The organism is Burkholderia sp. COPS (assembly GCF_019425585.1).
Lineage (GTDB): Bacteria > Pseudomonadota > Gammaproteobacteria > Burkholderiales > Burkholderiaceae > Burkholderia > Burkholderia cepacia.
Map to the genome: position 1 here is coordinate 180,790 of NZ_WIXR01000018.1, position 13,559 is coordinate 194,348.

At 67.6% G+C, this 13,559-nt stretch carries 12 protein-coding genes; 4 read left to right on the forward strand and 8 right to left on the reverse strand.

Annotated features, from left to right (window positions below; translation table 11 throughout):
* Window positions 1–21: 21 nt before the first annotated feature.
* The 6 genes from FOZ70_RS18340 to FOZ70_RS18365 all read right to left on the reverse strand — a co-directional run bounded on the left by FOZ70_RS18340 (window position 22) and on the right by FOZ70_RS18365 (window position 6,966).
* Window positions 22–2,361, reverse strand: a complete 2,340-nt coding sequence (locus FOZ70_RS18340) for an EAL domain-containing protein (RefSeq protein ID WP_021158538.1) — start codon at window positions 2,359–2,361, stop codon at window positions 22–24.
* A gap of 218 nt (window positions 2,362–2,579) precedes the next feature.
* Window positions 2,580–3,461: a PhzF family phenazine biosynthesis protein gene (locus tag FOZ70_RS18345; RefSeq protein ID WP_021158540.1), complete on the reverse strand. Its 882-nt coding sequence runs from the start codon at window positions 3,459–3,461 to the stop codon at window positions 2,580–2,582.
* Window positions 3,462–3,474: 13 nt separating this feature from the next.
* Window positions 3,475–3,933: a RidA family protein gene (locus tag FOZ70_RS18350; protein WP_006478174.1), complete on the reverse strand. Its 459-nt coding sequence runs from the start codon at window positions 3,931–3,933 to the stop codon at window positions 3,475–3,477.
* Window positions 3,934–3,975: 42 nt separating this feature from the next.
* Window positions 3,976–5,157, reverse strand: coding sequence for a PLP-dependent aminotransferase family protein (locus FOZ70_RS18355; RefSeq protein WP_021158541.1), 1,182 nt, complete (start codon window positions 5,155–5,157; stop codon window positions 3,976–3,978).
* 152 nt (window positions 5,158–5,309) lie between these two features.
* On the reverse strand, window positions 5,310–6,218 hold the full coding sequence (locus FOZ70_RS18360) for a DMT family transporter (RefSeq protein ID WP_021158543.1): 909 nt from the start codon (window positions 6,216–6,218) through the stop codon (window positions 5,310–5,312).
* Between the two features lie 55 nt (window positions 6,219–6,273).
* Window positions 6,274–6,966: a VOC family protein gene (locus tag FOZ70_RS18365; RefSeq protein ID WP_060221355.1), complete on the reverse strand. Its 693-nt coding sequence runs from the start codon at window positions 6,964–6,966 to the stop codon at window positions 6,274–6,276.
* Between the two features lie 230 nt (window positions 6,967–7,196).
* Here FOZ70_RS18365 and FOZ70_RS18370 point away from each other — a divergent pair, with 230 nt between their 5' ends.
* The 4 genes from FOZ70_RS18370 to FOZ70_RS18385 all read left to right on the forward strand — a co-directional run bounded on the left by FOZ70_RS18370 (window position 7,197) and on the right by FOZ70_RS18385 (window position 11,794).
* Window positions 7,197–8,657, forward strand: coding sequence for a PLP-dependent aminotransferase family protein (locus FOZ70_RS18370; protein ID WP_021158544.1), 1,461 nt, complete (start codon window positions 7,197–7,199; stop codon window positions 8,655–8,657).
* Between the two features lie 154 nt (window positions 8,658–8,811).
* Window positions 8,812–10,710: a molecular chaperone HtpG gene (gene htpG / locus FOZ70_RS18375; RefSeq protein WP_059590634.1), complete on the forward strand. Its 1,899-nt coding sequence runs from the start codon at window positions 8,812–8,814 to the stop codon at window positions 10,708–10,710.
* A gap of 8 nt (window positions 10,711–10,718) precedes the next feature.
* Window positions 10,719–11,318 (forward strand): chorismate lyase, encoded by a 600-nt coding sequence (locus FOZ70_RS18380; RefSeq protein WP_042974122.1) that lies wholly within the window; start codon window positions 10,719–10,721, stop codon window positions 11,316–11,318.
* A complete protein-coding gene (locus FOZ70_RS18385) occupies window positions 11,318–11,794 on the forward strand; it encodes a DNA-deoxyinosine glycosylase (RefSeq protein ID WP_059486344.1) in 477 nt (158 codons plus the stop codon). Before FOZ70_RS18380 ends, FOZ70_RS18385 begins: the two co-directional genes overlap by 1 nt.
* Before the next feature lie 19 nt (window positions 11,795–11,813).
* Here FOZ70_RS18385 and FOZ70_RS18390 read toward each other — a convergent pair whose 3' ends face one another.
* Window positions 11,814–12,068 carry a hypothetical protein gene (locus tag FOZ70_RS18390; protein WP_219706398.1) on the reverse strand — a complete coding sequence of 85 codons (255 nt, stop codon included), beginning with the start codon at window positions 12,066–12,068 and terminating at the stop codon, window positions 11,814–11,816.
* 163 nt (window positions 12,069–12,231) lie between these two features.
* Entirely contained in the window at window positions 12,232–13,278 is a 1,047-nt protein-coding gene (locus FOZ70_RS18395) for a hypothetical protein (protein WP_219706399.1), read from the reverse strand.
* Between the last annotated feature and the right edge of the window lie 281 nt (window positions 13,279–13,559).

Genomic DNA, 13,559 nt, shown 5'->3' on the forward strand with positions numbered 1-13,559 from the left:
CCCGCCACGGCTACGGTGCGCTTACGCGCCCGTGCTGCCCGTCGCGCGGTGTGCGATCACGTTCGGTGAATCGCTGCGCACGCCGAAGCGTGCGATCAGCGCGGGAATCGCGTCGGCCGGCACCGGCCGCGAGAACAGGAAGCCCTGCGCCTCGATTTCGCCGAGTGCGGACAGCCACGTGATCTGCTCCTCGGTTTCCGTGCCCTCGACGACGACGGTCAGCCCGAGCGAGCGCGCGAGATGCACGATCGACGACACCATCACGCACACGCTGCGATCGTTCGGGATCGCCTGCACGAACGAGCGGTCGACCTTCAGCGTGTCGACGGAGAAGCGGTGCAGGTACGACAGCGACGAATAGCCGGTGCCGAAATCGTCGAGTGCGATCCGGATGCCGAGTTTCTTCAGTGCGACGATCTTCTCGGACACGAGCTCCGGATATTCCATCATCGCGGTTTCGGTGATCTCGATTTCGAGCCGGTTCGCGTCGATGCCGGTTTCCTGCAGCGTGCTCGAGATCGTCTCGATCAGGTCGCCGCGCCAGAACTGCACCGGCGAGATGTTGACCGCGAGCGTCAGCGTATCGTGGCCCTCGTCGCGCCAGCGCGCGATCTGCTCGCACGCGGTGCGGATCACGAAGTCGCCGATCGGCACGATCAGGCCGGTCGATTCGGCAATCGAAATGAATTCGTTCGCGGAGATGATCCCGTGCTCGGGGTGATCCCAGCGCGCGAGCGCCTCGAAGCCGGTGATGTGGCGGTGCGTGAGGTCGATCTTCGGCTGGTACGCGAGGAACAGCTGCCCCTCGGCGAGCGCGACGCGGAGTTGCTGTTCCCAGCGCATCAGGTGGTCGGCGCGGTGCGACAGGTGCGGCGCGTAGAACTGGTAGCAGTTCTTGCCGGCGTCCTTCGCGCTGTACATCGCGAGATCGGCCTTCTTCAGCAGGTCGATCTCGCTTTCGTTCGCGACCGTGTGCAGCGCGATGCCGATGCTCGCGTGCAGCACGAACGAGCTGCCGCGCACGTCGAACGGTTCGCTGAACATCCGGATGATCGCTTCCGCGAGCCGCACCGCGCGCCGCTCGACGTCGTCGCCCTTCATCACGACGACGAACTCGTCGCCGCCGATCCGCGCGAGCGAGCCTTCGTCGCCGACCGCATCGGCCAGGCGCGACGCGGTCATCTGCAGCACGATGTCGCCGGCGTTGTGGCCGAGCGTGTCGTTGACGGTCTTGAAGTTGTCGAGGTCGATGAACAAGAGCCCGAGCCGCGACAGGCTCGTCGGCATCGACACGTCGTTGCGCAGCCCGCGCAGCGTCGCATAGCGGTTCGCGAGGCCGGTGAGTAGGTCGTATTCGGCGAGCTGCGTCATTTCCCGCTCGCGGCCGAGCAGCTTGCCGATCAGCCCCGTCGCGACGCCGAAGAACGCGAGCATCGCGAGCGTGATGAAGCTCGTCATCAGCAGGTAGACGTTGCGCGTGTGGTAGTAGTCCGCGTACTCCTCGGTCTGCGACAGCCCGACCATCACCGCGAGCGGGTAGCCGTCGAGGTGGCGGTACGACACGATGCGCGTCACGCCGTCGATCGGGTCGATGATCGTGCCCGTCACGCGCTCGGCGATCGGGTAGACGCCCGACGCCGAAAACGCGCCCGGCGCATTGCTGACCGAGCCCGTGCGCCGCGCGAGCACGCCGCCCGTATCGGACACGACCGCGATCACGCCTTCCTTGCCGATCGCCGCGTTGTTGTAGAAGTCGTTCGTGAAGTAGCTCGGGTCTTCCGACACGACGACGATGCCCGCGAAGCTGCCGTCCGGGTTGTTCAGGCGGCGTGTCATCTGCAGCGTCCAGTGGCTCGACACGCGGCCGAGCACGGGCTTGCTGATGAAGAGGCGGTCGTCGTTGTGCGCGAGGTGGACCTTGAAGTGCTCGCGGTCGGACAGGTTGATCGGCTGCGGATGCAGCTCGGCCGTGTTCGCGAACAGGATGCCCTTCGCGTTGACGAGCGATACCTGGATCAGCGTGTCGCTCGGCACGACGCCTTTCTCGACGGCGCTCGCGAGGTTGAAGCGCGCGGGGGACTTCTCGAATTCGAACTTGACGAAGCGGGTGATCTGGTCGACCTGGTGGATCGCCTTGACCGTATGCTGCTCGAGCGCGGAGGACAGTATCGCCGCGGAAGCCGCCGCCTCCTTGTATGCGCTGTCCTTTTCCACCGAGAGACGCGCGATGATCACGGCCCACAGCAGCGCAAGCGCCAGCATCCCGAGCAGCGGGATCGCAAATAGCGCCCGCCGGCGCGATTTGCGCGGCGCGCGAAGCGGCCGGGTCGGCGGCGTGTGGTTGGGCCGGGCGGAGCTCATCGAAGAGGGTGGCGTCCTGCGCGCGTGCGCCATCCGTCAGGATGGCTGGCTATGGTTCGGGTTGTCCCGACGTCTGTTCGTTCGCGGGACACGCAACCATGGACAGACCTCCGAAACAACGGATTAGGCCCGATATTACTGGCTGGAACGTTTTTGCGATAGTTGGGCGAAGCGTAGGGGGCGCCGGGCGGGCCGGCGCCATCGCACATCGCGAAATGTCACACGGGTGACAGGAAGGTGCCGTCGACGACCGTGACGACGTCGCCGCCGATCCAGGTGGTGCCGTCTTCGGCATAGCTGACGAAGATGCGGCCGTCGCGGCCTATCGCCGTACCCTGGCGGGCCGTATACGACGGGCCGGGGCGGCGCTCCTGCCGTGTCAGCAGCCCGGCCAGCGCGGCGTTTGCGCTGCCGGTGACGGGGTCCTCGCCGAAGCCGAAGTTGCCGCCCGTCATCAGGCAGCGGATTTCGAACGTCGCGGGGCCGCCTTCGGCGTGCGGGGCGTAGACGGCGAGGCCGTCCATGCCGTAACGGTGCGTGAGCGCCTCCAGCGCGGCCGGATCGGGCGACAGGCCGATGCATGCGTCGGCCGACTTCAGCCGCACGACCAGCCACGGCGCGCCGTTGTCGACCGCGCACGGCTCGGCTTCCAGGTCGATCGCGTCGCTGCGCAGCGCGGCCGCCAGCGCCGCGTAGTCCGAACGGTCGAGCGGCGTGACGCGGGCCGGCGGCGCGGCGAACGCCCAGCCGTCGGCCTGCTCGCGCAGCGCAACCAGGCCGACCCCGCATTGCTGGATCAGCCGGCCCGGCGTACGCGGCCGCGCGCCGCTTTCGAGGAACGCATGCGCGGTGCCGAGCGTCGGGTGGCCGGCGAACGGCAGTTCACCGGCCGTCGTGAAGATCCGGACGCGGTAGTCGGCTTCCGGATCGGTCGGCGTGCAGACGAACGTGGTTTCCGACAGGTTCGTCCAGCGGGCGATCTCGAGCATGGCGTCGTCGCCGAGCGAATCGGCGTCGAACACCACGGCGAGCGCGTTGCCCTTGAACGGCACCGACGTGAACACGTCGACCTGCTTGAAGCGGACGAGACGGCCGGGCACTGTGTTGCGCCCGTTACGCAACTTCGGCGATCAGCTCGATCTCGACGCACGCGCCGAGCGGGATCTGCGCGACGCCGAAAGCCGAGCGTGCGTGCTTGCCCGCGTCGCCGAACACTTCGGCGATCAGTTCCGACGCGCCGTTCGTCACGACGTGCTGTTCGGTGAAGTCGAGCGTCGAGTTGACGAGGCTCATCAGCTTGACGATGCGCGTGACCTTGTTCAGGTCGCCGGTGTGCGCGTGCAGCGTCGCGAGCAGGTCGATCGCGATCGAGCGCGCGGCCGCCTTGCCGTCTTCCGTCTGAAGATCCGCGCCGAGCTTGCCGGCCCAGACCTTGCCGTCCTTCTTCGCGATGTGGCCCGACAGGTAGACCGTATTGCCGCTTTGCGCGCTCATCACGTAGGCGGCGGCCGGTGCGCCGGCGGTCGGGAGCTCGATGCCGAGCGACTTCAGCTTGTCGTAGACGTTAGCCATGGATTCGATTCCTCGTAGAGAGTCGTGACAGGAAAAAGGGGATCAGAGGCGCTCGCGCAGCAGCTTGCCGAGGCGAGCGACGCCTTCCTCGATCTTCTCGGGCGGCACCGTCACGAACGACAGGCGCAGCGTGTTCTGCTGCGCGTTGTCCGCGAAGAACGGCGCGCCCGGCACGAAGGCGACGTGGTTGTCGACGGCCGCCGCGAGCAGCTTCATGCTGTCGATCTGCGCGGGCAGGTTCACCCAGATGAACATCCCGCCTTCCGGCCGGTTCCACGTGACGCCTTCCGGCATGTGGCGCTCGAGCGAGCCGAGCATCGCGTCGCACTGCGCGCTGTACAGCTCGCGGATCGTCGGGATGTGCTCGTCGAGGAAACCGTCCTTGATCACTTCGTGCGCGATGCGCTGCGTGAGCGTCGGCGTGTGCAGGTCGGTGGCCTGCTTGGCCTGCACGAGCTTGAAGTGGAGTTCCTCGGGCGCAATGATGTAGCCGATCCGCAGGCCCGGCGCGAGCACCTTCGAGAACGTGCCGAGGTGCACGATATGGTCGGGCGCCATCGACAGCATCGTCGGCAGCGGCTCGCCACGGTAGTTCAGCGCGCCGTACGGATCGTCTTCCAGCACCGGGAACGGGCTCGACTGCGCGAACGCGGCGAGCGCGCGGCGGCGCTCGACGGGCAGGCGGCGGCCGGTCGGGTTCTGGAAGTTCGGCTGCGCGTACAGCAGGCGCGCGCCTTGCGTGAGTTCCGGCGTCAGGCCTTCCGGCAGCAGGCCCTGTTCGTCGGTCGGCACCTGCACGTAGCGCGGCTCGTACAGCGAGAACGACTGCAGTGCGCCGAGGTAGGTCGGGGTTTCGACGAGGATCGGGCTGCCCGGATCGACGAGCGCCTTGCCGAGCAGGTCGAGCGCCTGCTGCGAGCCGGTCGTGATTAGCACCTGCGACACGCGCACGCTGTAGCGCTCGGCGATCCATTCGCGCAGCGGCAGGTAGCCTTCGGTCGCGCTGTACTGGAGCGCGGCGGCCGGCGCGTCGCGCAGCACGCGATCGGCGGCGGCGCGCATGCGTTCGGCCGGGAACGTCGCGGGGGCGGGCAGGCCGCCGGCGAACGAGATGACCTCGGGGCGTTCCGTGACCTTCAGGATTTCGCGGATCGCAGAGCTCGTCAGCTTGCGGGCGCGTTCGGAAAGCTGCCAGTGCGGCGGATGCAGGTCGCTCGGATTCATAGTCTCCTCGTTCGGATATCGTGGTCAGTCAAGAAAGGTCGTTCGGGCAAATCGCTTCGACGCTGCCGTGTGGGCATGCGCGAGCGCGATCGAGCCTTCGCGGCCGGGTGGGCAAAACCGATCAGGCAAAACGTCCATTATGGCGCACCTGTTCAGCCGGCGCGAGCCGGTTGCGCGGCGGTGGCGACCGCCGAGCGGCGCCCGAGCACCACGGTGGCGATCACCGCGGCCGCGAACAGCCACGTGGACGACGTGACCGTTTCGCCGAACAGCAGCGCGGAAAAGGCGATCGTGAAGAAAATCTGCAGCAGTTGCACTTGGCCCACGCGCGCGATGCCGCCCATCGCGAGCCCCGCGTACCACGCGAAAAAGCCGATGAACTGCGAAAAGAGGGTCACGTAGCCGAAGGCGAGCCACGTGCGCAGGGCGAGCGGGCCCGGATGCGCGGCATGCTGCATCCATGCGAGCCAGCCGACCGGCAGCACGAGGAACGGCGCGGACACGACGAGCGCCCAGCAGATCACCTGCCAGCCGCCGATCTGGCGCGCGAGGCGCGCGCCTTCCGCATAGCCGAGCGCGCCGATGCCGACCGCGACGAGCATCAGCGCGTCGCCGGCCTGCACGGTGCCGCCGCCGTCGCGCAGCGCGAACGCGATCACGAGTGCGCTGCCGGCCACCGCGCTGGCCCAGAACGCCTTCGACGGCCGCTCGTGCGACAGCCATGCCGCGTACAGCGCAACGAACAGCGGCTGGAGGCCGTTGACCACCGCGCCGTGCGACGCCGGTACCGATTTCATCGCCCATGCGGAGAACACCGGATACGCGATGATCACGCCCGCCGACGTGATCGCGAGGCTTTTCAGTTGCGCGCGGGTCGGCAGCGGCTCGCGGCGCCACCACAGCAGCAGGCCGGCCGGTACCGCGGCGGCGAGCGCGCGGCCGAGCCCGTTGAGCAGCGGATGGAGTTCGGAGACGACGATCCGCGTCATCGGCAGCGTCAGGCTGAAGATCATGACGCCGATGAGGCCGAGCAGCATGCCTCGGGTTTCGCGCGAATTCATGGGATGGGTGTCTCCGTGTTGCCGGTATTGGGTAGGGGCGGGGCGGCGGGGGGGCTCAGCGCAGCGTGCGCGGGCCCTGCGGCGTGTCGAACTCGGCGACGAGCGCGGGCGGGCCGTCGGCGGCTTCGAGGTCGAGCAGGTGGGCGGCGCCGAGCCAGTCGAGCTGCTCGCGGATCGCGTCCGCGCGCGGGTGGACGCCCTTGAGCGCCTTCAGCGCGACGCCGTCGCCCGGCAGCGATTCGGACGGGTGGCGCGTGCTGTCCCACTGGATCAGCGACGGCACGAGGCCGTCGCCCGCGCCTTGCCACGCGGGGAACGCGCCGTCGTCGGGCACGGTGAGGCCCCAGCTCAGGTCGCCGCGCCGCATCGCGACGACCGGCGCGATGCGTGCCGGGTACTGGCGCTGCCACAGCGCGAGCTGGCGCGGCCGGTCGACGCGCGCGACCCAGTGCGCGAGAAACGGGCCTTGCGCGAGCCGCGCGTGCATGGCCGGTTCGTCCAGCGCGAACAGCCGCGCGCGCGGCGGCTCGGCGCCGTCGTTCGGCGCCGGCGCGTCGGGGTCGATCGCGATCACCTCGAGGTACAGCCCGCCCCACGCGCCGAACAGCGCATTGTGGGTTCGCATCAGCGGGTGGCGGCCGCCGCCGGCCGGTTCGATGCCGAGCGCGTCGGCGACATGGCGTACGCCTTCGTCGAGCGTGCGCGCGGCGATCACGAGATGGTCGAGTGTCAGGGAGCGGGCTGGCATGAACGTCGGTCGGGAAGCGAAAGTGTCATGGTGGGCAGGCGAGGCGCCGGGCGGTGGCCGGCCCGGCCGGCGTACCGGCCGCGATGCGGGCCGGTGGACGCGGTGCCGGGTGCGGCGGTGCCGGAACGGCGGCCGCATGGTCGCCGATTCGGTCAACTGTAATCGTCGCTACCGGCACAGTAACGGTACAATCGGCGCGATACCCTTCGGTACAGTTGGAGCTGCCGCCCATGTCCACCGTTCCACTCGCCCAGATTCCCGTGCCGCACGATACGGCCACGCTCACACTCGTCGACCAGCTGGTCCAGTGGGCGCGGCGGCGTATCGACGAACGCGTGTTCCGGCCCGGCATGCGGATGCCGTCGATCCGCAAGCTCGCGCTCGACAAGAGCGTATCGCGCTTCACCGTCGTCGAGGCCTATGAGCGGCTCGTCGCGCAGGGTTATCTCGACTCGCGGCGCGGCTCGGGTTTCTACGTGCGCGAGCGCACGGCCGCCGGCCCGCAGCCGGCCGACAGCGTTGCGCGCGTGGCCGAGGCCGCGCCGGTGCACAACACGATCGACGTCGTCTGGCTGCTGCGCAACATGCTGCACACCGTCAGCCCGGAAAAGGGGCCGGGTCTCGGTTATCTGCCGGGCCGCTGGCTCGACGGCGAACTGATTACCGGTGCGCTGCGCGCGCTCGGGCGCCAGTCCGGCGCGCAGATGCTCGGCTTCGGCACCGCGCAGGGCTTCCTGCCGCTGCGCCAACAACTGCAGACGCGCCTCGCCGAAGTCGAGATCGGCGCGAAACCCGAGCAGATCGTGCTCGTCTCGGGGATCACGCAGGCGATCGACCTGATTTCGCGGATCTACATGCGGCCCGGCGACGCGGTGATCGTCGGCGATCCGGCCTGGTTCCAGATGTTCGGGCGTTTCGCGGCGCAGGGCGCGCAACTCGTCGGGATGCCTTACACGCCGGACGGCCCCGATCTCGACGCGCTCGAGACGCTGGTGCAGATGTGGCGGCCGAAGATGCTCGTGATCAACTCGGTGCTGCAGAACCCGACCGGCACGTCGCTGTCGGCCGCGCAGGCGTTCCGGATCCTGAAGCTCGCGGAGGCGTACGACTTCCTCGTCGTCGAGGACGACGTGTACGGCGACCTGTGCCCGCCGAGCTATCCGGCCACGCGCCTCGCGAGCCTCGACCAGCTGAAGCGCGTGATCTACCTCGGCAGCTATTCGAAGACGCTCGCGGCGAACCTGCGGGTCGGCTATGTCGCGTGCGCGCCGGAGATCGCGAAGGCGGTCACCGACCAGAAGATGCTGGTCGGGATGACGACGCCCGAGCTCAACGAGCGCGTGCTCTACAAGATCCTGACCGAAGGGCATTACCGGCGCCACGTCGAGCGGCTGCGCGCGCGGCTCGACGGCGTGCGCGACAAGACCGCGCGGATGCTCGAGCGCACCGGGCTCGGCCTCTTCACGATGCCGGCGGCCGGGATGTTCCTGTGGGCCGACACGGGTGTCGACTCCGACGCGCTCGCGGCGGTCGCGCACGAGGCCGGCTTTCTGCTGACGCCGGGCAGCCTGTTCTCGCCGCAGCAATCGCCGTCGACGTGGATGCGCTTCAACGTCGCGAACTGCGGCGATCCGGCGCTGCCGGGGCTGCTGTCGCGCTATATCGATTCGGCCGTACGCCGCGCGTCGTAACCGGGCGCCGCACGCCGGCCCTTGAAATCGGGCGTGCGATCCCCAGATACGCGCGCAAACCGCTTGCGCCAGGCGGTGGCCCTCCAGGGTCGTCCGGCATCGCGCGCCGGGCTGCGCTACACCATTCAAGTTCAAGTAAGAGGAAACAGCATCCATGGCACATGAAACGATGAGCTTCCAGGCAGAGGTCAAGCAACTTCTCCACCTGATGATCCATTCGCTCTACAGCAACAAGGAAATCTTCCTGCGCGAACTGGTGTCGAACGCGTCCGACGCGGCCGACAAGCTGCGTTTCGAGGCGCTCGCGGACAACGCGCTGTACGAGAACGATCCGAACCTGCGCATCCGCATCGGCTTCGACAAGGCCGCACGCACGATCACGATCGAGGACAACGGCATCGGCATGAGCCGCGACGAGGCGATCGCAAACCTCGGCACGATCGCGCGTTCGGGCACCAAGGAATTCTTCACGAAGCTGTCCGGCGACCAGCAGAAGGACGCGGCGCTGATCGGCCAGTTCGGCGTCGGTTTCTACTCGGGCTTCATCGTCGCGGACAAGATCACCGTCGAGACGCGCCGCGCGGGCGTGCCGGCGAACGAAGCCGTGCGCTGGGAAAGCGCGGGCGAGGGCGACTTCACGATCGATGCGATCGAGCGCGCGCAGCGCGGCACGACGATCACGCTGCACCTGCGCGAAGGCGAGGACGAGCTGCTGTCGTCGCACCGCCTGAAGTCGATCATCCAGAAGTATTCCGATCACATCGCGCTGCCGATCCTGATGCAGAAGGAAGAGTGGGATCAGGAAAAGGGCGAGATGGTCCTGAAGGACGAGGACGAGACCGTCAACCAGGCGAGCGCGCTGTGGACGCGTTCGAAGGGCGACGTCACCGACGAGCAGTACACGCAGTTCTACCAGCACATCGCGCACGACCACCAGGATCCGCTCACGTGGACCCACAACCGCGTCGAGGGCCGCAGCGAATACACGCAGCTGCTGTTCGTGCCGGCGCACGCGCCGTTCGACCTGTGGAACCGCGACTACCGCGGCGGCCTGAAGCTGTACGTGAAGCGCGTGTTCATCATGGACGACGCCGAGCAGCTGCTGCCGCAATACCTGCGCTTCGTGAAGGGCGTCGTCGATTCGGCCGACCTGCCGCTGAACGTGTCGCGTGAAATCCTGCAGGAAAGCCGCGACGTGAAGGCGATCCGCGAAGGCGTGACCAAGCGCGCGCTGTCGATGCTCGAGGAACTCGCGAACGCGGAAGAGGATGCCGGCAAGGAGAAGTACAAGACGTTCTGGGGCGCGTTCGGCCAGGTGCTGAAGGAAGGCCTCGGCGAGGATCACGCGAACCGCGAGCGCATCGCGAAGCTGCTGCGCTTCGCGTCGACGCACGGCGACACCGACGCGCAGGACGTGTCGCTCGCCGACTACGTGTCGCGCATGAAGCCCGAGCAGAGCAAGATCTACTACGTGACGGCCGATACGTGGCAGGCCGCGAAGAACAGCCCGCACCTCGAAGTGTTCCGCAAGAAGGGTGTCGAGGTGCTGCTGCTGACCGACCGCGTCGACGAATGGATGCTGTCGTTCCTGCATGAATTCGACGGCAAGCCGCTCGCGAGCGTGGCGCGCGGCGACCTCGATCTCGGCGAGCTGAACGACGAAGAGAAGAAGGCGCAGGAAGAAGCGGGCGAGGCGATCAAGCCCGTCGTCGAGAAGATGAAGGAAGCGCTCGGCGACAAGGTGAAGGAAGTGCGCGTCACGTTCCGCCTGACCGATTCGCCGTCGTGCCTCGTCGCCGACGACAACGACATGAGCGGCTACCTGCAGCGGATGCTGAAGGCGGCCGGCCAGAATGCGCCGGCGATGCAGCCGATCCTCGAGATCAACCCGGAGCACGCGCTCGTCAAGCAACTGAAGGCCGACAGCGCCGATTTCGGCGACTGGGCCCATCTGTTGTTCGATCAGGCGCTGCTGGCCGAAGGCGGCATGCTGGACGATCCGGCGAGCTTCGTGAAGCGGACCAACGCGCTGCTGCTGTCGCGCGCCGCGTGAACGCGCGCTTGCGATTCGACGGCGGCCAGGCCGGCTGGCGCGAGACGCCGCGGCCTGGCTGCACGCTCGACCAGCGCGACTGGCTGACGCGCGGCGGCTCGCTGACCGCGCACCTCGCGCGGCTCGGCCGCGTGAGCGTGCGCGTGACGCGCGAGGCCGTCGACTGCCCGTGGTTCGACGAGCCGGACGCGCTCGCCAGTTCGCCGCGCGCGCCGATGTGGGTGCGCGAGGTGATCCTGTCGGTCGACGGCACGCCTTTTGTTGCCGCGCACAGCATCGCGCCGCTCGCGGCCAGCAAGGGCGTGTGGCAGGCAATGCGGCGGCTGCGCACGCGGCCGCTGGCCGAGTTGCTGTACAGCGATCCGCAGGTCGAACGTTCTGCGCTCGTCAGCCGGCGCGTGATCGCCGGCCATCCGCTGTATGCGCTCGCGAGCCATGCGCTCGGCGCGGGCGCGCGCGCGCCGCATGCGTTCGCCGCGCGGCGTTCGGTGTTCCAGCGTCACGGCAAGCCGCTGATGGTCACCGAATGCATGCTGCCGGCGCTGTGGCGTCATCTCGATGCGCACGGCGACGGGCCCCGGTCCGTCGGGCCGCGTGGAGACGCGTGATGCTGCAGGGGTTTGCGCCGGTCGTCGGGCCGCATACGCACACGATGATCCTCGGCAGCTTTCCGGGCGAGGCGTCGCTCGATGCTGCGCAGTATTACGCGCATCCGCGCAACCAGTTCTGGCGGTTGCTGGGGGCGGTGCTCGGCGAGCCGACGCTTCATGAACTGCCGTACGATGCGCGGCTCGCGTGCGTGCTTTCGCATGGCATCGGCATCTGGGACGTCCTCGATGCGTGCCATCGGAAAGGCAGTCTCGACTCGGCCATCCGGAATGCGAAGCCGAACGACTTCGAATCGTTGCGGGACCATGCGCCGTTGCTGAAGCGCGTGTGCTTCAACGGCAAGACGGCAGGGCGGTTCGCCGACGTGATCGGCCAGGCCGGGTACGAGACGCTCGTGCTACCTTCGTCGAGCCCGGCGAATGCGATGTTGTCGTTCGAGCAGAAGCTCGCGCAGTGGCGGGGGATTCGCGCCTGACGATTCGACGGCTCGTCGCTTACTCGCCCTTGCCCCAGCGCCATTTCGGCTTCTCGCCCTTCAGCCAGCACACGACCGTGAACGCGGCGATCAACACCACGATGCAAGCCGCGAATGCCAGCGGTGACTGGGCGGGCGAGACGTGCGTCGCGACCACCACGATCCCGATCACGAAGAGCAGCAAGACAACCCAGCCTTGCCATGCGACCGGCAACCCCCATCCCCAGCCGTAGCGTTTCGCCGGAAACCAGATCTTCTTGTCGGTCGACGCCATGGGACCTCCTCAACGCCGGGCTGGCACCTGGTCGTATTGTGCGCCGATTTCCGATCTGCGCACGGCGCGCCGACGGCGACATCCATGTCCCTCCATGCGAACGGCGACGAATCGTCCGGCACCGTTCGCATCGCCGGGCGCGCCCCCGGAACATGACGACGCGTCAGAAAGCGATCGCCGTCTTCACCGACTGGATGGCCGCGCTGTTCAGCAGGATGTAGAAGTTCTGCGGCGTCGTGCTGCCGGCCGGCGCGATCGCGAGCGTCGTGCCGTCACGGATCACGGCGCCCACGTCGATCTGCCCGTTGTTCTGATAGAAGACCCGATATTCGGCCATCGGCGTATTGAGCGCCGCGTTCGCGACCCACGCGCGGGCACCCGCGAGCGTGACGATCTGTCCGTCACTCAGGTTGTAGGTCTTGTTGTCCGCCGCGTTCGTGTACGGAAAGAACGCTTCCAGCGTCGATGCCGTCGCGCTGCACGGCGTCGGGGTCGGGCCGGTCGTCTGCGGCGCGGCACAGTCACCGGTCAGCACCGTGTCGCCGACCACCTGACGCGTGACCTTCATGTAAGCAGCGCCTGATTGCCATGTCGCCTGCTTGTTATACAGCGACGTGCCGTTGATCGTATTCGTGATGATGCCGAGCGCGCTGTCGCTGAACAGTTCGGCTGGCGAGCTGGCGATCGCGCCGGACAGCGGCACGACCGTGTAATTCGTTCCGAGCACCGTCATCGCGGCCGTGTGGCCGTCGGCGGCGAGATCCGTCAGTTGCACGTTCGCGCCACTGTAGCTCACCTGTTCCTGCGTGCTCGTCACGATCGCACCGTTGACGACATAACGCTGGTCGGCAACCGTCGGTACGGGCAGCGATGCGGAGACCGACGACAGGCCTTTCGTCAACAGTTGCGGTCCGCCGGAAGGACTCTGCGCGAGGCTTTGATCTTCCGTATAGAAATAGCTGCCCTGACCGACGCTTACCGATCCGCTGCTCGATGTGGAGATCGACAGCTGCGCATGCAGGTAGTGCAGCCCGCCGTTGCCGGCGAGCGCGAAGCTTTCGTAGTTCTGCTGGGCGGTGCTGAGGTTGCTGGCGGGCGTACTCGATGTGCCGCTGTCGCCACCGCCGCCGCCACCGCATGCTGCGAGCAGCAGGGTAGCGGTCAATGCGGCTGCGTAGCTGGCGTGTGCCAGATGTGCCTTTTGTGTCATGAGGTCTCTCGTTTTGTTTGTAATCCGTAAGATTCAAGGCATCGCGGCGCGTGGCCGACGCCGAAGCATAGCGTGTCGCGGGCGCCGTGACGAGCGACAGGCAGGCCGTTTGATGCGGCCGTCGGCATGCGTGGATTACGGAAAATTTCCGCAGCGGTGCGAGCGTGCTCGTGCGTTGGGGTGACGGACGGTGCATGCGAAGGAATCGGCCAGGTGGCGAGGCCTTGCTTTCGCACCAACGAGCGGCGCGATGCCGATGAAGTGACACGAAGGCAATGGCA

Coding starts and splice junctions, on each gene's coding strand:
- FOZ70_RS18390 (WP_219706398.1), bottom strand. CDS start 12,068: ATGGCGTCGACCGACAAGAAGATCTGGTTTCCGGCGAAACGCTACGGC.
- FOZ70_RS18370 (WP_021158544.1), top strand. CDS start 7,197: ATGTCCACCGTTCCACTCGCCCAGATTCCCGTGCCGCACGATACGGCC.
- FOZ70_RS18395 (WP_219706399.1), bottom strand. CDS start 13,278: ATGACACAAAAGGCACATCTGGCACACGCCAGCTACGCAGCCGCATTG.
- FOZ70_RS18340 (WP_021158538.1), bottom strand. CDS start 2,361: ATGAGCTCCGCCCGGCCCAACCACACGCCGCCGACCCGGCCGCTTCGC.
- FOZ70_RS18385 (WP_059486344.1), top strand. CDS start 11,318: ATGCTGCAGGGGTTTGCGCCGGTCGTCGGGCCGCATACGCACACGATG.
- htpG (WP_059590634.1), top strand. CDS start 8,812: ATGGCACATGAAACGATGAGCTTCCAGGCAGAGGTCAAGCAACTTCTC.
- FOZ70_RS18350 (WP_006478174.1), bottom strand. CDS start 3,933: ATGGCTAACGTCTACGACAAGCTGAAGTCGCTCGGCATCGAGCTCCCG.
- FOZ70_RS18355 (WP_021158541.1), bottom strand. CDS start 5,157: ATGAATCCGAGCGACCTGCATCCGCCGCACTGGCAGCTTTCCGAACGC.
- FOZ70_RS18365 (WP_060221355.1), bottom strand. CDS start 6,966: ATGCCAGCCCGCTCCCTGACACTCGACCATCTCGTGATCGCCGCGCGC.
- FOZ70_RS18360 (WP_021158543.1), bottom strand. CDS start 6,218: ATGAATTCGCGCGAAACCCGAGGCATGCTGCTCGGCCTCATCGGCGTC.